The organism is Kribbella sp. VKM Ac-2568, assembly GCF_004345365.1.
GTDB lineage: Bacteria > Actinomycetota > Actinomycetes > Propionibacteriales > Kribbellaceae > Kribbella > Kribbella orskensis.
Genome location: NZ_SLVF01000001.1, coordinates 236,327 through 256,317, shown reverse-complemented (window position 1 = coordinate 256,317; position 19,991 = coordinate 236,327). Strand labels below are relative to the sequence as shown.

The window sequence follows — 19,991 nt, the reverse complement described above, 5'->3', positions numbered from 1 at the left end:
TCACAACTTCATGATCGACGGCGAGGATGGACGACCATGCGGATACTTGTCGTGGACGATGACCCGGCTGTTCGGCGGTCCTTGGAGCATGCGTTGGGCCGCGACGGCTACGACGTGGCATCCGCCGCTGATGGGGCGTCCGCCCTCGCGGAGCACGGCGTGTTCCGCCCGGACGCGGTGGTGCTCGACGTCCTCATGCCCGAACCGAACGGGCTCGAGGTATGCCGGACGCTGCGTTCGGGCGGGTACGACACGCCGATCCTGATGCTCACGGCCCGGGACCTGGTCACCGACCGGGTCGCCGGGCTCGACGCGGGGGCCGACGACTACCTGGCCAAGCCCTTCGCTCTGGAGGAGCTGCGGGCCCGACTTCGAGCCCTACTGCGGCGCAGCGGCGCAAGAGACGAGGTGCTGCATTTCACCGACGTCGAACTGGACTTGAGCGGCCGCCGGGCCGAACGCGCCGGCCGGCCCCTGGAGCTGACCAAGACGGAGCTGTCCCTGCTGGAGCTGTTCCTGCGCAATCCCCGCCGCGTGCTGAGCCGGACCCAGATCTTCGAGTCCGTCTGGGGCTACGACTTCGGCCCGGAGTCGAACGCGCTGTGGGTCTACATCAGCTACCTGCGAAGCAAGCTCGAAGCGGACGGCGGCAGCAGACTGATCCAGACGGTGCGCGGCCTGGGGTATGTCCTGCGCGAGGAGCCATGAACCTGCGCACCCGGCTGGCCATCGCCGGAGGGTCCATTGCCGCGGGCGCCCTGGTGCTCGTGTCGGTCGTCCTGTATCCGGCCGTGGAAGCCAATCTCCGCGGCCAGATCGACAGCTCCCTGGTGGCGGCGGCCGGCCAGGCACCGGACGTGGCGAAAGCCATCAAGGAGAAGTTCAGGGGGACGTCCAACGAGTCGGCCTTCCCAACTGTTCCGCTGGGGATAGGGAGCACCCAGCTGCAAATCGTGCCGGACCCGGTCCGGGTCGGGCCTTCGACGCAGTTCGTCGACCTCACCATCCGCGACGTCGAGGTCGCGAACGGAACTGCCGCTGCCTACTTTCGTAACGCGGTCTACGACGGAGTCGCCTATCGCGTCTACACCACCCCATTCCCAGGAACACCCGGCGCGCTCGTGCGCACAGCGATCCCGCAATCCGATCCTGCACCCACCCTGCGTGAATTCGCCTGGCTGCTCGCCACATCGACGGTGGCCGCCGGACTCGTGGCAGCACTTGCCTCACGGCTGGCCGCGCGCCGGGTCCTACGCCCCGTACGTCAGCTCACCGAGACCGTCGAAATGATCCGCACGACCGGCGACCTGGCCATCCCGATCCCCGCCGACAGCCAGGATGAGATTGGCCGTCTCGGCTCCGCGTTCGCCGGGATGACCGCCGCGCTGGACGAGTCCGTCGGCGCCCAGCGCCGCCTGGTCGCCGACGCCTCGCACGAACTGCGCACACCACTGACGAGCCTGACCGTGAACCTCGAACTGCTGGCGGAAGACCTGGCCGACACGCAGGCCCCACACCTCGCCGCCGAAGCGCTCGACCAGGCCGGCGAACTCAAAACACTGATCAACGACCTGGTCGACCTGGCCCGCTACGGCCAGCCCGCTTTCCACACTGAAGACGTCCGCCTGGACCTCGTCGCCGAGCGCGTCGCGGCCCGCGCGACACGTCGGGCAGCACAGATCGGATTCGACCTGACCTGCGCGCCCACCCTCGTCCACGGAGATCCCGACGCCCTGGAACGTGCCGTTGCGAACCTGGTCGACAACGCCGTGAAATGGAGCCCGTCCGGCGGCCGGGTCCTGATCAGCGTCAAGGAGGGCATTCTCGACGTCGCGGACACCGGCCCTGGGATCCCCGACAGCGACCTCAAATTCGTCTTCGACCGCTTCTACCGCTCACCCGCTGCCCGCGCGCATCCCGGATCCGGACTGGGCCTAGCCATCGTCCGACAGGTCGCCGAGGCTCATGGCGGGACGGCCGAAGTCGTGCCATGTCATAGCGGCGCGGTACTGCGCCTGAAGCTGCCGGTGTGTAGCGAACACGCTGAGCCCTGGGCAACACCGAGTTGAAGGTCTAGGCGGAGGTGTGGCTTTGCGCTCTCAGGAGAGCGCGGCGATCCAGTTGCGTAGGTTCGCGTCGGTCACTTCGCGGGCCGGCGTCACGTGTGCGAACGTTCCGTCCGAGGCGACCAGCGCGATCGTCACCTGCGTGAGATCCGGCGGGACCGTGATGTCACCTGAGAACACCCAACTGGCGGCGCCCTTGAAGTCGAGGCCGACCGGAGCGGCGAACGTTCCCGCCGACTTCGAGATCGAAGCCGCCAGTTGGTCCACGTCCTTGGGGTTCAACAACGAGCCCCTCCAGTCCTCCGGCGGCATGACCAGCAGGAAGCCCACGACCGGAGGCTTACCGGCTCGCGTCATCGGCAGCAGACGGCCGAGCGCAGTCCGGATCCCGTCCGCCGATCCTGCCACGATCACGAACGGCTTTCCGCGGTACGACGTACTGTTGACGAACCCGCCACCGACCGCGTTGAGCCGGAAGCTGCCGATCTCGTTGGGCCCGACGTCACCGCCATCCGGCGGCACCTCAGTCGACTCGGCATCCGGCGGCACGTCGGTCGACTCGCCCTCCGGGGGCGCCACGGACGAGTTCGCACCTGGCGGCAATTTGGTTGAGAAAGTGTCGGCCGCGATCACCGGGCCGAAGGTCACCTCGGTGATGACTTCTCCACCGCCGTACACCATCACCAGGCCGGTCTTCTCGTCCAGCACGATCTCTCTGGCGTCCATGTCCGGCACGTGGTCACTGGATTCCACCTTGTCGCAGTGGTAGCGGACCGCCGTCCGCCCGAACAACGTCTGCGTGCCGAGCCGCTTCGCCGCTGGACACAGCTGTTCGAACTCCTCGGTGCCCGGCCGGTAGAAGAAGGTGCTGTCGAGTGACTCGTCTTTGTCTGGATTCTCGATCCGCTGGTATTTCGGTTCCTCCTCGGGGCTGTAGATCAGCACTGCCTTGCCGTCCCAGACCAGGTAGGACCCCGCTTCCGAGCCGGTGAGTATCGTCATCCGGTATCGCCTGTTCCCGTCCGCGAACAGCTCGAAGGAGTTCGAACCAGCGTCGTCATCCGTGCTTGCGCCTCGAACCCTGACCAGATCAGGCGACACCGTTGACGTTGCCGAAGGCAACGCGGACCCGCTCCCTGATTGTTGCCCGCCACAACCACCTGCTGCCGCGACGGCGAGCACGACCGGGACGATGAACATCCTTGCTTGCTTCCCTCGCACAGTCATGCCGACTGCGCTCCTCCCCTGTCGGTGATACTCCAGGGACCGGCGGAGGCGACCGGCCGTGATCCCGTGGTGCACCCCAGACCTGCCCCTGGGGCTTTCAGCTCAGTCTGCGCGCGGAGAGCCCGGCGCGGACTGAGTAATAGTGCTCAATTCGCCGGGCGGCGAAAACCACACCACCCGCGCCCCGGACATGCGACCACCGCGCGGATGGAACTGGTGCGGAAGCTGCGGCTGTCGCCTGCTCCCGCGCAGGTCAGAGCGTGGTGCCGCTGTGTGACCGAGTCTGGCTTCAGGTGATCCTGGCCGGCCGGGTCGCGAGAAACACGAATGCGTCGCCGGCAAGCTTGATGCCGAGGGCCCGGGCGCGCAGGTCTACCGGACCGTCTGCCAGGCTCGCCAGTGAGTGTGCAACCCGGCTTGATCGCCGCAAGCCGTCCATAGGCGTCCACGGGTCCTGTTAGCAAATCCGTTAGCAAGACAGCCAAGTTGGAGGGCGCCTCTGCGGTGCTGTACTTCGCCGCTGCACCCCATCCGGAACGCAAGGCAGCAGGCCGTCGGAGGGCCCCTTCCGAGGCGGCGGCGGTCCTCGTCGCTCGGCCTATAGTTGCGCCATGGATATGAACGATTATCAACAGGCAGCCCTTCGCACAGCTGCACCGAAGGAGAAATATAACGAGCTGTTCCACCTTCTGCTCGGGCTTGTTGGAGAAACAGGTGAGATCGCCGAAAAAGCCAAGAAGATCGTGCGCGACAAAGATAGCGACTTTTCTCAGTGGGACATCGAGGATCTTAAGAAAGAACTCGGTGACACGCTGTGGTATGTCGCTGTTATCGCGGACTACTTTGATGTCCCGCTTGAGGATGTTGCTCAACTCAACATTGCGAAGCTTGCTGACAGGCAGAAACGAGCGATGCTCGGCGGTAGCGGCGACAATCGTTGAGCTGCTGGCTCTCGCGCGGATACTGCTCAGCCCGACCTGCCCTGACCTGTGCAAGCACCAGCCAACCTGTGCGCGGCCGGTGAACGGCCGGAGGCCGCATGCGCACGTCCGCGCCGCGCGCCGAAGGCTCGCCTTGATCCATAAGAGCTCAAGTCGGCCGAGGTACGGCGTACGCGCTGTCCTCCGCCGATTGATGCGCGACACTCGTCCGCCAAGTGATCTGCGACAGTCGAGAGCGCGTATCTCGGAATGAGCGGTCAGGCTATGCAGTCGGTCGGCGGCGGGACCCAGCACGACGCCCCAGCCGGGGCGCTGCGACACTCCGATCGCAGTCGGCTGCTAGGCGGGGAATACCTTCCAGTGCCCTTCGGAGATGACCTCGACAGTGTCGTCAGTCACCTTGATGGCGGTCTGGTCGTCGATGGCGTACGCCGGACCTGCGATCTCGGCGGCCCATCTCTCCGCATCGGCCATGGTGTTCCCCGGCATCTGCTCGTGGTCCAGGTGCGGGTAGATCGAGAAGTCGACGACCCCGAGCGTGCGGTCGTCCAGGGCAGACGGCCACGAGACGAAGTCGTCACCGATCCGCGGTGTCATCACCATGCTGCCGGCACTCATCCCCACCCAGACCGTCTCGGGCAGCGACGGCATGACCCGCGACAGCCCTGACTCCCGCATCCAGTGGCACAGGTACGTCGCTTCGCCGCCGTCCACCAGCAGCACGTCGGCCTCTCGGACCCACGGCACCCACCGCTCCTCGCCGATGCTGGGCAGCGCGGTGAGCTCCAGGACGCCCAAGGACGCCCAGCCCAGGCTGGTCATCATGTGCCACGGAGGCTCGCCGGCGACGAAGCTTCGCACCGAGGCGGGCCCGAGCATCGGGTGGCCCCACTGCGCCGTGGGGATGCAGAGCGCACGGGAGTCGGAGATCGGCTTGCCCAGCAGATCGACCAGCGCATCGCGGATGCTCCTGTTCGTAACGCCTCCGGATGTGAGAAGGAGCTTCACAACGCCTCCCGAGTTGAGTGCGACGGATTCGTGTGGCATACAGACCGTGGACGCGTCATTGCCTGACTCCTTGTCTTGGCGCCCTCGAGCGGCCGCCATTCACCTGTTCCACGAACGCTGCGTTCCGATCCGACACCCTGCCAGAAGACTCGGCGGACCTCCGCATGCGCGCACTGTCATCGGCAGATCCGTGCGTTGCTCCGACATGTGGACGGCAGACTCTCCTAGCCTGTCGCGCATCAGTTGGCGGACATGTGTCGCAGATCTGTTGGCGGCTCACAGGCGCCAGCCGGCCTCGAGGTCGGTGATCGCATTTGGGTGCTAGGCCGCGGACTGCGGCTGCAACGGTCGGTCCTGGCGAGCGGTGGCAGTGGAGGGCTGTTCGTAGACACGCTCAAGAACAAGTGCGGTCGCACGGTGCCGCTGGTTCCCGCCTTGGTGCCCCTCGTGGAACGCTGGGCAGAGGGCAAGGCACATGACGCGTGGCTGTTTGAGGCACCGCGCGGCGGCATGCTGAGTGAGGGGAACTGGAAGCGGTCGGTCGGCTGGCCTGCTGCCGCCAAGGCGATCGGCGTACCGAACCGTCGCGTACACGATCTGCGGCAGATGGCCGCGTCGGTCTGGCTGGGTGCTGGCGCTGACCCGAAGGTTGTGCAGAGGATTCTGGGACACGCGACGGCGGCCATGACGATGGACCTGTACGGCCACCTGGTCGATCAGAACCTGTGGGACGCGGCCCAGCGGATCGGGGGCAACGGGGACATCTCGGGGACATCCACCGAGCTTCAGGCGGGAATTACAAAACCCCCGGGCGAGGAAAGTGGGTCCTGACCTGGGGGTTTGGGTGGAGCCGCCTGTCGGAATCGAACCGACGACCTTCTCATTACGAGGAGGACCTACAGCGTCGCATACGCTCTCTACCAGCGCTTTTGGCAACACGGATGCCCGCACCACGCGCGAATTCCCCAGAGGTATCCGTCATTTCGCACCACGATCCGCACCACGACGTACGGCCGCCGGCCAGGACTCGCTTAGTCCCCGTCGCAGTCATCCACCCCGGACTTCGCTGGTCGCCCTGAACACGCCAATCAGGACCTGCTGGACCCACAACGATGCCACTGCCTCTGCACCGTCCTTGGTGTCGGTTCCCCCGCCGGGATGGGCTGGTGGATGAAGCTGCACCGCAGCGCCGCACTGATACCTTTTCGCCATTCCTGGTTCTCCGCATACCGCCTGGTCGGATACGGCAGAAGGGTGCCGTACCCAGCCAGGTCGGCCAGCGCCGCTCGGCAGCGTCCCCGGGCAGATCCGTCATCTGTGGATCCGGCCGTCAACATCGCGGAGCGGGGACAGGAGGTCGCGGTCGCTGAGCAGGGAGGCCGCGACCTCGGTGAGCTTGACGTTGTGGTCCTGGGACTAGCGCCGCAGGATCGCGAACGCCCGATCGGTATCGATATCGAAACGCTCCATCAGCACCCCTTGGGCTCTGCCGACCAGCCTGTGCGATTCCATCGCTTGAGATCAGTTTCCTGCGCCGAGCCGATCTAGACTCCCGAGACCGGCCCATACCCGGAGTCCAAGGTGCTCATCGGCGCGGGCCCCAGCAAGTGCCGCTGCAGTATAGGCGCCGACGGGGAAGCCTCGTGAGAATTTCTGCCAATGACCTGTCGGATCCGGGGTGAGGCGTTCGTAGTAGGGGTGACGGGCGGCCGGAGAAAGGCCGCCGGACTGACAGAAAGGCATGGCGCCATGCGGAAACTGATCTACGGCATGAACCTGACCCTGGACGGCTACATCGCCGCGCCCGGCGACGACATCGGCTGGAGCGGGCCGAGCGACGAGCTGTTTCAGTGGTGGCTCGACCAGGAGTTGGCGATCGGGCTGTTGATGTACGGGCGCAAGCTGTGGGAGGCGATGAGTTCCCACTGGCCGACCGGCGACCAGCAGCCCGACGCCACCCCGGCGCAGATCGAGTTCGCGCGGAACTGGCGGGACACGCCGAAGGTGGTGTTCTCCTCGACGATCGACAAGGTCGACTGGAACACCCGCCTGGTCACCGGCGACGCTGTAGCGGAGATCACCCGACTCAAGGCCGACGACGGCGAGCCGATGAGGGTCGGTGGCGCCACGCTCGCTGGGGCGGCCATGCGGGCCGGGCTGGTCGACGAGTACGAGATCGTCACCCATCCGGTGCTGGTGGGCGGCGGCACACCGTTCTTCACCGCGCTGGACAGCTGGGTGAACCTGAACCTGGTGGAGACGCGGACGTTTCCCGGCGGCGTGGTCCTGACCAGGTACGAGACGAGGCGTTGAGCGCGATTCCTTCGCTGCTCGTCTGAGGGAGCGGCAGCATGCCCCGGAGCAAGGTCGAGCTGTTCGCTGCGACAAGGCAGGGCTCGCCATTCCTCGCCCTCACCCGATAATGCCGATACCAGTCGAGACCGCGGCGGGGTCCAGGGATCAGCGGCAAGATGTTTTCGGCTCCGGGAGTCCTTGCGCGAGTGGAACGGTCCGGTGGACGGGTGAGGTGGCGGCCGAAAAGATCTTGCTGCCCCTGGACGCCGACGGTGGCTCGGCGCACACTCCCTGGCATCGGGTCTGTTCGGCGCGGTCGCCTTGTTCGCCGCGGCGCTGGCATACGCCGGCGGCCGGACGTGGCTGCGCGTTCTCGCTGCCGTCGTCGCGGCACTGTCGCTGGGCCGGTGCGTGGCCGGGCCGCTCGGCAGCACCGCGTTCGACCTGGTCGCACCAATCGGGTTCCTGGTGCTGATCCTCGCGATCAACGTTTCGATGCTGGCGGGGCCCGATGGACCACGACGTCGCGATGAAGCCTCTTCGCATCTGGCCTGTTGCGCTGTGTCATCAGGGGTTCCGACCTGTTGTGCGGAGGGGTTCCGAGGTGGAGTGTCGAGACGACCAGACGGGCCGGGAACCGGTCCCGAGCCGATGGTCGTCCCGAGGAGGGGGTCATGGGCACATCACGCCGCATCATCGCTTCCGTCGCTGCCGTCACAGCTGCTCTCGCCGGAGCCGCCGTCGCTGCCTCCGCGTCGCCGGCGGATCACGAGGTCACCGTCGGCAGCCCGTCGACACCGTTCTCCCAGAACAAGCAGAACGAACCGGCGGTCGCCATCGACGCACACGATCCTTCGGTCGTGGTCGCGGGGGCCAACGAGGAGATCGACATGGAGTCCTGCGCCGCCGGTGACCCGTCGACCTGTCCGTTCACGAACGGCGTCGGAGTCTCCGGCGCGTACTTCTCGTTCGACAGCGGTGCGTCCTGGCACCAGCCGACGTACAGCGGCTGGAGCGCCCGTGGCTGCCTCGGCCCCGCGGCCTGCACTCCGCAGGTGGGTCCGATCGGCACCCTGCCCCACTACGTCGAAGCAGGGCTCGTCGCCGACGGAGACCCGGCGGTGGCATTCGGACCGCGGCCCGGTCCCGGCGGGACCTTCTCGTGGGCGAACAGATCGCGGCTGTACTACGCGAACCTGACCTCGAACTTCGGCGCCACCCGGAAACTCGAGACCTTCCGCGGCTTCGAGGCGATCGCGGTGTCGACCACCGACGACGTGCGTGGAGCGTCGGCGAACAACGCCTCCGCCTGGCGGGCGCCGGTGATCATCTCCAAGCAGTCCTCGACGACGTTCTCGGACAAGGAGCAGGTCTATGCCGACAACGCCTCGAGCAGCCCGTTCTTCGGCCACGTCTACGTGTGCTGGGCGTCGTTCCGCAGCCAAGAGAAGGGGCACGCGCTCCCGGTACCGTTGACCGTCGCGACATCCACTGACGGCGGAACCAGTTGGACCACTCGTCAGGTAGGACCGGCGACGAGCAACGGCATCAACAGCCAGCCCGACGGCTGCGTCGTACGTACGGACAGCACGGGCGCGGTCTACGTCTTCGGCGTCGGCACCCGACAGGGCACCAACTTCCAGATGATGTACCGGTCCACCGACGGCGGCGCGCACTTCAAGGGACCGTTCCTGGTCACGCCCGTTGTGAAGCCGGGTGTCTTCGACCCGGTCGAGGGACGTCCCGTGATGGACGGCATCGCCGGGGCCCGGGTCGACCTGGCCGGCGGACCGAACGTCGACATCGCGAACGCCCGGCCCACTGGGACCGGTGGTACGAACGAGATCTTCATGACTTGGGCCGATGGCCGGCTGGGTCTCAACCACGAGCAACTGATGCTGACCTGGTCGCGGAACGCCGGACAGACCTGGGCCACGCCGCTCGCAGTGCCGATCGCTACCGGCGACCGGCCGGTCTACAGTGCACCGGCGGTCTCCCCGGACGGGACTGATCTGTACGTCGTCTACAACGCATTCACCACGCCATATCGCAACGACACCACGAGTCCACGTGGGCTGGTCGGCGTCGTACTGCATGCGAACGTGGTGAACGGCGTACCCACCGGCTGGTCGGTGCTCGAACGGACTCCAGTCGGAGATCCTCGCGGCAGCAGCGCGAACGCCCTGATCTCGGAGTTCCTCGGTGACTACGTGTACGCCGCCGCAACGAACGACTTCGCGGTAGCGGTGTGGAACGACGCCCGCGAGGCGGCTCCGTGCGATTCGATCAACGCTTTCCGGGCCTCGCTCTACACGAGCAGCCCGACGAGCGCGCCCAACGTGCTCGGCACGTGCCCGGCAACGTTCGGCAACAGCGACATCTTCAGCGGAACGTTCGCCGATCCGACTCCGTAATCACCTCTTTGTGACTCGCAAGTGACGAGCACCGGAACTCTTCGGAGTTCCGGTGCTCCTTCGGTTGGGGGCTCCTCAGATCCGCTGTGCCAGGTTAGGGTGTCTCGGGGTGGTGTGGGGGCCAAACCCGTTGCTGACAAAGGGTTTCGGACCGGCGAGGGTCGGTGCCGGGCGCGGGCGCTGCTCAGATCCACGTGCTCAGCCTGGTTGCGGACGGGTCGCACCGGATGACTCAGTTGCCTCAAGACCTATTCGTAGACCCGAGCGAGGACCCGGACGACGTGGTCGACCGGGTGGCCGGCCACCTGTCCCGGGCAGAAGATCTCATTCAACGTTGCCGTCACTGCGCTACACGATGCGCGTACGGAGGTCGAGGAACTGCAGACGCTGCCGTGACGGGGCGCCTGTGGACACGAGGCTCCGCTAGAAAGTGTCCGCGCCCGGTGGGATCGTGTTGTGGTATGGATCTGATGGGCCGGGATTTCGACCACATCCGACGGGAGCACCTGCGCGGCGTGAAGGTGACGGAGTTCGCTCATCTGTGGTGGCAGGCCGAGCAGCGCGGCGATGCGTTGCGTGCTGAAGACCAGGTCGATTGGTACCTGGTCGGGGTGCTCGCTGCGTGCCGGTGGATCGCTAACGCGTGGGTTCCGTACAACGGCCCGATCGACGGCCGCAACGGTGTGATGGCCAAGACGCCGCTGACCCTGAAAAGTGCGTGGGTCATCGAGGAGCTCATCGAGGAAGAGACGCCGTACGCTGAGCGGCTGGTCGGGCGGTGGGAGTGGCCGGGTCGCCCGGGTTACGTCGAGGGAGTCGCCGCGACGTTCGCCTGGATGGGGCGACGCTCGGGTGTGCCGCCGATCCAGGTTGAGCAAGCGCACGCGAGCTGACCAAAGCAGGTTGGCATCGAGAAGGGGCCTCAGGAGAGCCATTGGGTGGCCTTTCTGAGGCCCCTTCTGCGGCCTGGGGCAGGTCTAGGCCGTGTTGCTAAAGGTCTGGACCCAGTGGAGTGTGGCGGCGAGGCACTGACCGGAGTGGTGGTTGCGGGCGGTCTTGTCTGATCGCATCGCGAGCCCCGCCACTGCTTGAGCTTGTTGAAGCAGAGCTCGACGACGTTGCGGCCCCGGTACCGCTGCCGCTGCTCGTCACCGAAGTCGATCGGGCGGCCAGGTCGCTTGCGGCGGTGGGCGATCTGGTCGTCACGTTCCGGGATCGTCGTGGCGATGCCGCGCTCGCGCAGCCACGCCCCGGTTCGCCCTGGACGGGTAGCCCCAAAACCCGTATCGCCGCAGGCCCCTGACGAATAGGCTCGCGCTCATGACCGACGGCGACTGGAGGGATGGCGGGTTCAGGCAGCGTCGGCCCTCCGTGGAGACTCTCGCCTGGGTTGCGGCGTCGATGGGTCGGGGCAGTCGCATCGTTGGCTATCGCCGATTGACCGGTGGCGTCTGCTCCGCCGTGAATCGGCTGACTGTCGAGCGACGTGGAATGCGAACGTTCGTCGTACTGCGGCAGTACCCGGGCGGGCTTGGCCTGCAGGGGAGCTTGGAGAAGGAGATCGCCAACCTTGGTGTGGTGGCGGGAAGCGGGCTCCCGGTTCCGAGCATCCTGGCTACTGATGTTGCTGGTGCTTCGACGGGGGGCGCGCCATCGTTGCTGATGACACGGTTGCAGGGGCATGTTCACCTCAATCCGGCGGAACCTCGGTCGTGGATGACGAGGATCGCGGAGATTGCTGTATTGCTGCATTCCCTCGATCTCCCCGCGAAGATGTTCAGACCTTGGACGGATTCTTGGATCGCTCCTCTAGACGGGTTTCAGGTGCCGGTCGACGCACAGAAGCCGGCTGTGTGGAAGGCGGCGTTTGGTGTCATGGCGGCGCCGCCGCCAAAGGACACTGCCGTCTTTCTGCACTGCGATCTCCTGCCTGTCAACATGCTGTGGTCGCGCGGAAGGATTACTGGACTGACCGACTGGAACTCCATCCATCGGGGGGCGCGCGCGATTGACGTCGGGCACTGTCGGCGATACTTGGCGGCGCTCTACTCGCCCGAGTGGTCGGAGCAGCTTCGGTCGCTCTATGAGTCGATCGCCGGGGTGACTCTCGATCCGTGGTGGGACCTGTATGCCCTGCTGCACTATGACGATAGCGGGCCGAAGTGGATCCGTAGTCAGGTCGCTGGGCGCCGTCCCGTCGATGTGCCCGGCATGACTTCCCGGGTCGAGGTCGCTATCGAGACAGCGCTACGGCGCCTCGGATAACTGCGGGTTCCCTGCTGGTCGCTCTTCCGGTTCTGGCATGCCGCACAGCCCCCTGCACGAAGGTCGAAGGTCGGTCGCACTCGCATCAATCACCGGCAAATAACGAGACACCACACTAGGCCCGGGCGAGCTGGCTGGCCGCTGCAACCCGACGTCGACTGGATCGCCGACCGTTTCGCCGGCAACGCCTGCCTGGACTGGGCAGCTAGAGACGGCTTGACTTGTTCAGTGAAGGAACCCGTCCCACTTCAATTCGTAGCGGGATCCGCCAGGCATGGCGTGCTGGCCGGGCAGCTGTTCGACGGCCCGGGCCAGCTCAAGTCCGACCGGCCCGAGCAGGTCGGGTGCCAGCTTGCCCACCTTGCCAGTGTTGCCCTAGGCAAGCGCTTCGCGCCACCCGCGCTGCCTCGCCCCGGTCAGGGCGTCACGGCCCGCGCAGCTCGAGATCAGCGCGTTCAAGCGCGGCTGCGCGGGGTCATGACCAACGCTCACGGTCAGTGGTCGAGGCTCGTCCAGAGCTGAACGACGGCGTATGCACGCCAGGGCCGCCATCGCTGTTGCAGCTTGGCGACCGAGCGGGGGTCGACCGGGCAACCCAGTGCCTCGAGTGCGCGGCGAAGACCAGCGTCGCCATTTGGGAACGCATCGGGATCGTGAAATCCTCGCATCGCCACGTACGCGGCAGTCCAAGGTCCGATACCACGAATCGCGAGTAGCCGGGTGAGCGCTTCGATCGGGTCTGAGCCGGCGTCGACCCGGACTTCGCCGTTGGTGAGCTGGGCGGCGAGAGTCTGCAACGGGGCGCGGCGTAGCCCCAGCCCGGCAAACGCGTTGGGGGCGGCTTCGGCGAGGACCGCCGCGGATGGGAATAGATGGGTCACCGTCCCGAGCGGCTGGCGCAGCGGCGCACCGAACGTTTCGACGAGGCGGGCTGTCTGTGTCCGTGCAGCCCGCAGCGACGCGCGCTGACCGAGCACTGCGCGCAGGGCGAGTTCGTCTCCGTCGACGCAGCCCGGCACTCGCAGCCCCGGCCGGGCGCGGACGAGGCCGCCGATCACCTTGTCACGGCCGAGGGCCCCGGCAATGGCCAGGGGATCGGCGTCGAGATCGAGCAGGCGCCGGCAGTGTGCTACCGCCGCGGCGAGGTCGCGAAAATCATCAAGGAGGAGAACGCAGCGAACGGAACGCACTTCCGGGGTCAGCTCGACAATCCCGATGCCATGGGCGAGAGTCAGCGCTCGCCGATAGGTACCGCCGCTGACGTCTTCGAGACCGGGGACTGCGCGCACTTCCAGGAACCGCAGCAAGGCGGCCGCGTCGAAGGGCTCCCGGCAGTTCAGGCGAAGCTCGACGACTCCGGGCGACCGGGCGCAGGCACGGTCCGACCGGTGCCGCATCTCGCCCGGGGTCAAGTCGAAAACGTCTCTGATAGTGGCGTTGAACTGGCGAACGCTATGGAACCCGGCCGCCAAGGCCGCATCGGCGAAGGACATGGCGGTCGACTCGATCAGGAGCCGGGCGGTGTTGGCACGCTGGGCGCGCGCAAGTGCGACCGGGCTTGCGCCGACTTCCTCGGACAGGAGTCGCCGAAGATGCCGATCGCTGAAGCCCAGTCGCTTTGCTAGCCCGGAGACTCCTTCGCGGTCGACGGTGCCGTCTCCGATCAAGCGCATGGCGCGCCCAACACGGTCGGCACGCCAGTTCCAATCGGGCGACCCGGGCGATGCGTCGGGGCGACAGCGCTTACAAGCGCGGAAGCCAGCCGACTGCGCGGCGGCCGCCGTTGGGTAGAAGCAGACGTTCGAGCGCTTCGCAATCCGCGCCGGGCAGCTCGGCCGGCAGTAGAGCCGCGTCGAAGTGACGGCGATGAAGAAGATGCCGTCGTAGCGCGGATCGCGGCTGCAACTCAGCCGGTAGCAGCTCTCGAAGTCCTCGACGATGTGGCTCATTTCTCGCCCCGGAGTCAACCGTATCAGCGGTTTTCGGCCAGCTCGGTAGACGTCCACTCAGTTGGCCGAATCCCGCCAGTCACCGCCCTGGCAACGACTTAGCGTTGAGCACAACGATAAGTGAGGAGCGGCATGATGGAAGCGAATCAGCCACAGTTCGCCGGCGCGGATGGACGGCGCATGAAGACGAGCACCATCGACGTCGCCGGACTCGACGGCGCACTGGTGCGGCTGACGTCAGAGCAGCTCGACGAGTTCGAGTCGCGGGTCGAGTGTCCGTTGCTTCGCTCGGACGACGCCAGCTGGGACGACGCCGTGCTGGTCTGGAACGGCATGGTCGCGAAAGCCCCCGCGGTGGTGCTGCAGCCGGCGTCGGCCCGGGACGTCGCAGCTGCCGTCGGCTTCGCGCGTGACCACGGTCTGTTGCTGAGCATCAAGGGCGGGGGGCACAACATGGCCGGTACCTCGATCGCCGAGCGCGGTCTGACGCTCGACATGTCGCGCATGCGCGACGTCACGGTCGACCCGGACGCGCGGCTCGCGCAGGTCGGGCCTGGGTGTCTGCTCCAAGACGTCGACCGGGCGACCCAGGCGCACGGGCTGGCCACGCCGTTAGGCTCCTTCTCCTCCGAGGTCGGCGTCGCTGGCCTGACCCTCGGCGGCGGCCTGGGCTACCTCACGCGTCGCTTCGGCTGGACCGCGGACAACCTCGAGGAGGTCGAGATCGTCACTGCCGACGGCCAGATCCGGACGGCCAACCGCGAGGAGAACACCGAACTCTTCTGGGCGCTGCGGGGCGGTGGAGGCAACTTTGGCGTCGTCACACGATTCACGTTCCGCCTGCACGACGTCGGCCCGACCGTTACCGGCGGTCTCATCGTCTGGAGTGCCGACCGGGTCGACGACGTGCTCGCGACCTACCGCAACCTCACCGAGTCGGCGCCACGCGAGTTGACCGCCGCGGTGAGCGTGCGCCTCGCGCCTCCGGCCCCGTTCCTCCCCGAGGACTGGCACGGCAGGCCGATAGTCGCGCTGCTCATATGCCACAGCGGTGCGGACGCGGCGGCCGACCTCGCCCCCGTTCGCACCCTCGGCGACCCGATCGCCGACCTCGTCACCGAGAAGCCCTACACCGACCAGCAGTCGATGTTCGACGGCGATGAGCCCAAGGGGCACCGCTACTACTGGAAGACCGAGTACCTGGCCGGCCTGACGAATGAGTTCCTCGACATCTTCCGCGACAGTGCCTTGAAAGTGACGTCCCCGCTGTCGGCGTCGATTGTTATCCACCTCGCGGGTGAGCTGAACGAGAGAGCAGACGACGACGGGGCGGTCGGCAACCGCGACGCCCGCTACATGACCGCGTTCGCCGGTCAATGGCAGGCTGACAGCCCCGACGACGAGCACGTGGCCTGGGTACGGGAGGCATGGAAGAGCGTCCGACCCTTCTCGACAGGGGGCAACTACCTCAACTTCCAGACCGCCGACGAAGACGAGGAGCGTGTCCGCGCGACCTACGGCGCCAACTTCGACCGCCTCGTCGCGGTCAAGAACGCGTACGACTCGCAGAACCTGTTCCGCCGGAACCGGAACATCCGTCCCCGAGCCCGTGCCGGATAGAGCGAGGCAAACATGAACGCCTCGCGGGTGCTCGTCGTCGGTGCAAGTGTTGCCGGTCTCGCGCTGGCCCGCGCCCTGTGTCAACGCGGCATCATCGCTGAGGTTGTCGAGCGGGCAACAGACTGGCAGCCGAGCGGCACCGGCCTGTACCTACCGGCCAACGCCGTACGGGCATTGCACGAGCTCGGCATCGGACCGGCCGCAACCGCCTACGCGAACCCGATCGGGCGTCAGCGTCTCCTCAACCACCGCGGCCGTCTTCTCGCCAACATCGACCTCGACCGAATCTGGGACGGCGTCGGCGGCTGAGTCGCGATCCAGCGCGCGGTGCTACATGAGGCGCTTCGCCAGGCGACCGCTGAAGTGCCTGTCCGGCTCGGCACGTCGGTGACGGACCTGGAAATCGGCGGGGCGCCGCAGGTGACCTTCTCCGACGGCTCGACCGGCAGCTACGACCTCGTCGTCGGCGCGGACGGCGTCCATTCGACGATCCGAAACCTCGCCCTGGGGGTCCCCCGGCCAACTACGTGGGACAGGCGTCCTGGCGATTCATCGCCGACGGCTTCTCCGACATCACCGATTGGACGGTCATGCTGGGCCGAGGACGCACGTTCCTGACCGTCTCGCTCGGCCAAGGGGTCGTGTACTGCTATGCCGACCTCAACACGAACGACCCGGCCACTGCTGCAAGCGAGGACTGGCACCGGGCGTTCGCCGGCTTCGCCGCACCGGTGCCAGTTCTGCTTGACCAAGCCACAGAGGCGTACTTCGCACCGATCGAGGAGATGGTGGCGCCGGCCTGGACAGCGCGCCGCGTCGTGCTAATCGGCGACGCCGCCCACGCCAGCTCACCGAACATGGCGCAGGGCGCGGCCATGGCGCTCGAGGACGCGCTCGTACTCGCCGAGATGCTCACCGCCGACCAACCCGTCGAGCAGGCACTGGCCGGCTATGTACAGCGGCGCGAGGCCAGGGTGACGTGGGCGTCGCCGGCATCCGGGCTTGGTCGCCCCTCGATCTCCAGTGCCACCAGCGGCACACCAGGACCGCCGTTGTCGCCGAGCCCGCCGTGGCGGACTCCAGCCTCGACGTCGAACGCGGTCACATGCAACTCGTGCATGCCGTCGTCACTCATAAATCGACCTCGGCCCTGCTGCCGAAGTCACGGCCTGAACCGGTGTTTCGCTCCCCAGGGTATTGGTCCACCGCCGGTGCCTGGCCCGGCTGTCAGGTGTGGGTGGGGAGGGTGTCGACGTCGTCGGGGGTGAGGTCGGTGCGGTGGCGGACCAACCGCAGCGGGTGGCGGTAGTGGCCGGCCTGCGGGGCAGCGTCGGCGGCGACCTCGACGACCAGCCGGGGCTGGACCTTGATCAGCGGCGTCTTGCTGCCCTTGCCCCAGCCGGTGACCGCGCCGACGATCGCGTCCACCGTCTCGCGGTGCTTGACCTTTCGTCAGGGTCTCTAGGGCGTCGCGCACTGTCGTGTTGAGGGTGTTGATCAGTACATGTGCGACACACACGTCGGGCAGTGGAGTCTGCCTGGGCCGAAGGCAAGCAGGCTCCTGAATGGGACCTCGGCGCTTTGCCGGATCGCGGCATGTCTGGTCACGCCAGGCCGTCCGTGACAGCGCCATGAGTGGACTGCCGGAACGCTCACCCATTCCAACTGAGCGAGCCAGAGCACAGACTGGATGGATGAACGCGCCGATCGAACTGTCGTATGACCGGTGCCGTGAGCTGCTGTCGAGCGCCGAGGTTGGCCGGGTGGCGCTGTGCACCGACTCGGGCCCGCTGATTTGGCCTGTGAACTACTCGGTGGTCGAGGACGCGATCGTGTTCCGCACCGCTCCCTACAGCGTGCTGGGGGCGCGCGCGTGGAACAGCAGGCTCGCCTTCGAGGTGGACCGGCTCGACCTGGAGCGGCAGCAGGGGTGGAGCGTGGTGGCCACGGGGGACGGCGAGATGATCGAGGATCCCGACGAGCTAGCGGTGATCCGGACGTTTCGGGACCCGCATCCCTGGGCTGGCGGCGCGGCCCGACTGTTGTACGTGCGGCTGCGCTGGGATGGGCTCACCGGTCGCCAGCTGAGCTAAGGCAGCCGGACCGACAGTCCTCCGTCAGTCCGAGTCGGGGACGCGCGGGTCGGTCGGGGTGCAAGGTTGGCGCACGTCGAGGCTGGGCGCGTAGCGGATCACGGCGAACACGGCAGCCGCGATCAGGCCACCGTTGACCGCAACCAGGGTCAGCGTGTTGCCTGCCGGAGTCAGCGACACCAGGTCGACACAACCGTGGAAGAGCGCCACCACAGGCAGTCGCGGCTGCTGCGGTACAGCCAGGTCGTCAGATAGGACCCGAACAGCAGGCTGACCAGCCACCCGGGCACCAGCAGCGGAGACAGAGTGGCCAAGCCGTGGGCGTAGAAGAACAGCGGCAGATGCCATCCTGCCCAGAAGATCGCCAGTACCGTCGAGGCGGCGTAGGCGGTGCGGCCATCGGCCCGCAGCGCGTCCAGGGCATACCCGCGCCAACCGCTCTCTTCGCCGCACCCGAAGAAGATCACCTCGATCAGGACCAACTCCCAGCCGACATTGGGATACTCCTTCGAGCCCAGGAACTCGCCGAGATCCACCGGCGAGCCTCCTGCGACAAACCCGATCAGGCATCCAAGTGCGATCAGCCCGAACGGCAGGACAACCGCCAGGATCACCCAGGGCACTGGACCGCGGATGGCGCGCCGCGAAAGGTCACGCAGACCCGATACTCCCGACTCCCGGGCCGTCAGGATCACCGCCGCTGCGCCGGGACCAAGACTTCCCAGGTAGTGCGGCGGCTGCCAACAGTCGGCGCAACCGCATCGGCAGCCAGGCCGACCTTGTCAGCGCATAGGCCAACACAAAGAATCGAACCACCCGACGGTCCAGACGCCGCATGCACGTATTCCACCGACGCCGCCACCCGTTGTGGGAGGGCGCCCCGCGATTCACCTCACCGGGCCAGCGGGAAGCACCGGTCAGACCAGAAGGAACGAACCGAACCGGCATCACAAGCAAATGCGGATGTTTGGCCTGAGGTCCTGGCCCGGGCCCAGGCTGGGCCGCCATGAGTGACGCCCGACGCGGCACCGTCACTGACTGGTGAATCGAACTCGGCGCCGATAGCGCACTCCGGACAGATACGAGAATCAAGAAACCCGGGATTGCTCACCGGAGTCCATCGGACTGCCACCCGTTCAGTCGAGCTGATCGGTGCATCTCGCAACGAAGCAAGTCAGACGTCGACTCGCCGCACTCATGCACCTCGTCCAACCGCGGGGCATCCGGATCTTGTCTAGTTCAGTGAAGGTAGCCGTCGTACTTCAATTCGCAGCGGCACCCACCAGGCAGGCCGTTGCGGCCGGGGAGCTTCTCGACGGCCTTGGCGAGCTCAAGTTCGATGGGGCCCGCCAGCTCCACGGTCAGACTCGGTCGGGATTCTGCGGGTTGGGATGCTTCACGGTTCGGGGTCATCGTGTACCGCCTCGTCTGGGCGGTTGATGACATCAGGACTGGGAATCTGCACGTTCTCGATCCGGAGCACCCACCGGCCGTCGGCGCGCTCCAACCACTGACCGATCCTCATGCTGCGGCCGTCGTCGGTCTCGACCTCGACGAACCGCCCACCGTCATGTGCCGGCGGCCCGTCGAAGACGATGTTGATCGCCTGCACCGGTCCGTTCATGCATCCAGAGTGCGCCCAACCACCAGCTCCTGTCGCCGTCGAGCCCCGCCGGAGTGTTGCCCTAGGCAAGTGGCAACAAGCTGCAAAAGCCCTGGCCCGCCCACCGGATCTGCGATTACGCTCCGAGAAGTGACTGGGGCTCACAGCAACGATCCTCGCCGCCCGACAGGACCGGAACGCCGTTCCGGTCAACCTGCGCCGCACCATCTGCCCGCAGTAGCTCCCCCGCCGCCGGCCCGGCCGCAGCTCCTCCGCCTTCGACACCTTCGCCGATGCTGAATCCCGGCTGGGCCATCGAGCCTGCCGACCAGCCGCCGCCTCGACCCGCGCCGCTACCGCCTCGGCCGGCCTCGATCGTCCCACCGGCTCGCCCGCCGATCAGCGCGCCAAAGACTGCCGCGCGATCAGGCCTGGCAACCAAGCTCGGTGGCCTGGCGCGGCTCCTGCTCGCATTGCCGTGGCTGTGGTGGTCAGTTAACTGCACTAGCG

The 19,991-nt window shown here is 66.8% G+C and carries 21 protein-coding genes and 1 pseudogene; 12 read left to right on the top strand and 10 right to left on the bottom strand.

The window, feature by feature from the left end:
• Nucleotides 1–36 precede the first annotated feature (36 nt).
• Together EV648_RS01220 and EV648_RS01215 are read left to right on the top strand one after the other, a co-directional pair.
• Nucleotides 37–708, top strand: coding sequence for a response regulator transcription factor (locus tag EV648_RS01220; protein ID WP_132284156.1), 672 nt, complete (start codon nucleotides 37–39; stop codon nucleotides 706–708).
• Nucleotides 705–2,069, top strand: a complete 1,365-nt coding sequence (locus tag EV648_RS01215) for a cell wall metabolism sensor histidine kinase WalK (RefSeq protein WP_132284154.1) — start codon at nucleotides 705–707, stop codon at nucleotides 2,067–2,069. Before EV648_RS01220 ends, EV648_RS01215 begins: the two co-directional genes overlap by 4 nt.
• 30 nt (nucleotides 2,070–2,099) lie before the next feature.
• On the opposite strand, the gene EV648_RS01210 is transcribed toward EV648_RS01215, so the two are convergent.
• A complete protein-coding gene (locus tag EV648_RS01210; RefSeq protein WP_132284152.1) occupies nucleotides 2,100–3,068 on the bottom strand; it encodes a hypothetical protein in 969 nt (322 codons plus the stop codon).
• An 836-nt stretch (nucleotides 3,069–3,904) separates the two neighbouring features.
• Between EV648_RS01210 and EV648_RS01205 the strand changes: the two genes are divergently transcribed.
• A complete protein-coding gene (locus tag EV648_RS01205; protein ID WP_132284150.1) occupies nucleotides 3,905–4,234 on the top strand; it encodes a nucleoside triphosphate pyrophosphohydrolase family protein in 330 nt (109 codons plus the stop codon).
• Nucleotides 4,235–4,573: 339 nt separating this feature from the next.
• Here the strand turns inward: EV648_RS01205 and EV648_RS01200 are convergent, their stop codons facing one another.
• Nucleotides 4,574–5,242 (bottom strand): Type 1 glutamine amidotransferase-like domain-containing protein, encoded by a 669-nt coding sequence (locus EV648_RS01200; protein ID WP_132284148.1) that lies wholly within the window; start codon nucleotides 5,240–5,242, stop codon nucleotides 4,574–4,576.
• Nucleotides 5,243–5,494: 252 nt separating this feature from the next.
• Here EV648_RS01200 and EV648_RS01195 point away from each other — a divergent pair, with 252 nt between their 5' ends.
• The gene (locus EV648_RS01195) at nucleotides 5,495–6,073 is read left to right on the top strand and encodes a tyrosine-type recombinase/integrase (protein WP_132284146.1); all 579 of its coding nucleotides are present in this window, start codon (nucleotides 5,495–5,497) and stop codon (nucleotides 6,071–6,073) included.
• Between the two features lie 585 nt (nucleotides 6,074–6,658).
• On the opposite strand, the gene EV648_RS01190 is transcribed toward EV648_RS01195, so the two are convergent.
• Nucleotides 6,659–6,754 (bottom strand): ANTAR domain-containing protein, encoded by a 96-nt coding sequence (locus EV648_RS01190; protein ID WP_132284144.1) that lies wholly within the window; start codon nucleotides 6,752–6,754, stop codon nucleotides 6,659–6,661.
• 237 nt (nucleotides 6,755–6,991) lie between these two features.
• On the opposite strand from EV648_RS01190, the gene EV648_RS01185 reads away from it, so the two are divergent.
• The 4 genes from EV648_RS01185 (at nucleotide 6,992) to EV648_RS01170 (ending at nucleotide 12,216) form a co-directional block, all read left to right on the top strand.
• The gene (locus EV648_RS01185; protein ID WP_132284142.1) at nucleotides 6,992–7,555 is read left to right on the top strand and encodes a dihydrofolate reductase family protein; all 564 of its coding nucleotides are present in this window, start codon (nucleotides 6,992–6,994) and stop codon (nucleotides 7,553–7,555) included.
• 656 nt (nucleotides 7,556–8,211) lie between these two features.
• On the top strand, nucleotides 8,212–9,951 hold the full coding sequence (locus EV648_RS01180) for a sialidase family protein (RefSeq protein ID WP_132284140.1): 1,740 nt from the start codon (nucleotides 8,212–8,214) through the stop codon (nucleotides 9,949–9,951).
• Nucleotides 9,952–10,412: 461 nt separating this feature from the next.
• On the top strand, nucleotides 10,413–10,844 hold the full coding sequence (locus EV648_RS01175; protein ID WP_132284137.1) for a hypothetical protein: 432 nt from the start codon (nucleotides 10,413–10,415) through the stop codon (nucleotides 10,842–10,844).
• A 427-nt stretch (nucleotides 10,845–11,271) separates the two neighbouring features.
• Entirely contained in the window at nucleotides 11,272–12,216 is a 945-nt protein-coding gene (locus tag EV648_RS01170; protein ID WP_132284135.1) for a phosphotransferase family protein, read from the top strand.
• Nucleotides 12,217–12,441: 225 nt separating this feature from the next.
• On the opposite strand, the gene EV648_RS44660 is transcribed toward EV648_RS01170, so the two are convergent.
• Together EV648_RS44660 and EV648_RS01160 are read right to left on the bottom strand one after the other, a co-directional pair.
• Nucleotides 12,442–12,576 carry a hypothetical protein gene (locus EV648_RS44660; RefSeq protein WP_255511372.1) on the bottom strand — a complete coding sequence of 45 codons (135 nt, stop codon included), beginning with the start codon at nucleotides 12,574–12,576 and terminating at the stop codon, nucleotides 12,442–12,444.
• Between the two features lie 134 nt (nucleotides 12,577–12,710).
• Nucleotides 12,711–14,165 carry an AlkA N-terminal domain-containing protein gene (locus EV648_RS01160; protein WP_305000050.1) on the bottom strand — a complete coding sequence of 485 codons (1,455 nt, stop codon included), beginning with the start codon at nucleotides 14,163–14,165 and terminating at the stop codon, nucleotides 12,711–12,713.
• 180 nt (nucleotides 14,166–14,345) lie between these two features.
• Between EV648_RS01160 and EV648_RS01155 the strand changes: the two genes are divergently transcribed.
• From EV648_RS01155 to EV648_RS45010, 3 genes and pseudogenes are all read left to right on the top strand, one after another.
• A complete protein-coding gene (locus EV648_RS01155) occupies nucleotides 14,346–15,785 on the top strand; it encodes an FAD-binding oxidoreductase (protein WP_158293867.1) in 1,440 nt (479 codons plus the stop codon).
• 12 nt (nucleotides 15,786–15,797) lie between these two features.
• Complete coding sequence (locus EV648_RS01150; protein WP_132284131.1) at nucleotides 15,798–16,094, top strand: FAD-dependent monooxygenase; 297 nt, start codon at nucleotides 15,798–15,800, stop codon at nucleotides 16,092–16,094.
• A gap of 281 nt (nucleotides 16,095–16,375) precedes the next feature.
• Nucleotides 16,376–16,702 (top strand): annotated as a pseudogene (locus EV648_RS45010) (FAD-dependent monooxygenase); the annotation flags it as partial.
• A 32-nt stretch (nucleotides 16,703–16,734) separates the two neighbouring features.
• Here EV648_RS45010 and EV648_RS43735 read toward each other — a convergent pair.
• Both EV648_RS43735 and EV648_RS01140 read right to left on the bottom strand, forming a co-directional pair.
• Complete coding sequence (locus EV648_RS43735) at nucleotides 16,735–16,920, bottom strand: hypothetical protein (RefSeq protein ID WP_241994801.1); 186 nt, start codon at nucleotides 16,918–16,920, stop codon at nucleotides 16,735–16,737.
• A gap of 92 nt (nucleotides 16,921–17,012) precedes the next feature.
• A complete protein-coding gene (locus tag EV648_RS01140; RefSeq protein ID WP_199234382.1) occupies nucleotides 17,013–17,213 on the bottom strand; it encodes a hypothetical protein in 201 nt (66 codons plus the stop codon).
• Nucleotides 17,214–17,479: 266 nt separating this feature from the next.
• Here EV648_RS01140 and EV648_RS01135 point away from each other — a divergent pair, with 266 nt between their 5' ends.
• Nucleotides 17,480–17,878 carry a pyridoxamine 5'-phosphate oxidase family protein gene (locus tag EV648_RS01135; RefSeq protein WP_158293866.1) on the top strand — a complete coding sequence of 133 codons (399 nt, stop codon included), beginning with the start codon at nucleotides 17,480–17,482 and terminating at the stop codon, nucleotides 17,876–17,878.
• Nucleotides 17,879–17,902: 24 nt separating this feature from the next.
• On the opposite strand, the gene EV648_RS42370 is transcribed toward EV648_RS01135, so the two are convergent.
• The 3 genes from EV648_RS42370 to EV648_RS01125 form a co-directional block, all read right to left on the bottom strand.
• Nucleotides 17,903–18,058, bottom strand: a complete 156-nt coding sequence (locus tag EV648_RS42370) for a hypothetical protein (protein ID WP_158293865.1) — start codon at nucleotides 18,056–18,058, stop codon at nucleotides 17,903–17,905.
• Nucleotides 18,049–18,492 carry a type II CAAX prenyl endopeptidase Rce1 family protein gene (locus tag EV648_RS01130; protein ID WP_158293864.1) on the bottom strand — a complete coding sequence of 148 codons (444 nt, stop codon included), beginning with the start codon at nucleotides 18,490–18,492 and terminating at the stop codon, nucleotides 18,049–18,051. The genes EV648_RS42370 and EV648_RS01130 overlap by 10 nt, the downstream gene beginning before the upstream one ends.
• A gap of 782 nt (nucleotides 18,493–19,274) precedes the next feature.
• Nucleotides 19,275–19,502 (bottom strand): hypothetical protein, encoded by a 228-nt coding sequence (locus EV648_RS01125; RefSeq protein WP_132284125.1) that lies wholly within the window; start codon nucleotides 19,500–19,502, stop codon nucleotides 19,275–19,277.
• Nucleotides 19,503–19,991: the final 489 nt, after the last annotated feature.

Coding starts and splice junctions, on each gene's coding strand:
- EV648_RS01220 (WP_132284156.1), top strand. CDS start 37: ATGCGGATACTTGTCGTGGACGATGACCCGGCTGTTCGGCGGTCCTTG.
- EV648_RS01215 (WP_132284154.1), top strand. CDS start 705: ATGAACCTGCGCACCCGGCTGGCCATCGCCGGAGGGTCCATTGCCGCG.
- EV648_RS01210 (WP_132284152.1), bottom strand. CDS start 3,068: ATGACGATACTCACCGGCTCGGAAGCGGGGTCCTACCTGGTCTGGGAC.
- EV648_RS01205 (WP_132284150.1), top strand. CDS start 3,905: ATGGATATGAACGATTATCAACAGGCAGCCCTTCGCACAGCTGCACCG.
- EV648_RS01195 (WP_132284146.1), top strand. CDS start 5,495: ATGTGTCGCAGATCTGTTGGCGGCTCACAGGCGCCAGCCGGCCTCGAG.
- EV648_RS01190 (WP_132284144.1), bottom strand. CDS start 6,754: ATGGAATCGCACAGGCTGGTCGGCAGAGCCCAAGGGGTGCTGATGGAG.
- EV648_RS01185 (WP_132284142.1), top strand. CDS start 6,992: ATGCGGAAACTGATCTACGGCATGAACCTGACCCTGGACGGCTACATC.
- EV648_RS01180 (WP_132284140.1), top strand. CDS start 8,212: ATGGGCACATCACGCCGCATCATCGCTTCCGTCGCTGCCGTCACAGCT.
- EV648_RS01175 (WP_132284137.1), top strand. CDS start 10,413: ATGGATCTGATGGGCCGGGATTTCGACCACATCCGACGGGAGCACCTG.
- EV648_RS01170 (WP_132284135.1), top strand. CDS start 11,272: ATGACCGACGGCGACTGGAGGGATGGCGGGTTCAGGCAGCGTCGGCCC.
- EV648_RS01160 (WP_305000050.1), bottom strand. CDS start 14,165: ATGAGCCACATCGTCGAGGACTTCGAGAGCTGCTACCGGCTGAGTTGC.
- EV648_RS01155 (WP_158293867.1), top strand. CDS start 14,346: ATGAAGACGAGCACCATCGACGTCGCCGGACTCGACGGCGCACTGGTG.
- EV648_RS01150 (WP_132284131.1), top strand. CDS start 15,798: ATGAACGCCTCGCGGGTGCTCGTCGTCGGTGCAAGTGTTGCCGGTCTC.
- EV648_RS43735 (WP_241994801.1), bottom strand. CDS start 16,920: ATGAGTGACGACGGCATGCACGAGTTGCATGTGACCGCGTTCGACGTC.
- EV648_RS01135 (WP_158293866.1), top strand. CDS start 17,480: ATGAACGCGCCGATCGAACTGTCGTATGACCGGTGCCGTGAGCTGCTG.
- EV648_RS01125 (WP_132284125.1), bottom strand. CDS start 19,502: ATGAACGGACCGGTGCAGGCGATCAACATCGTCTTCGACGGGCCGCCG.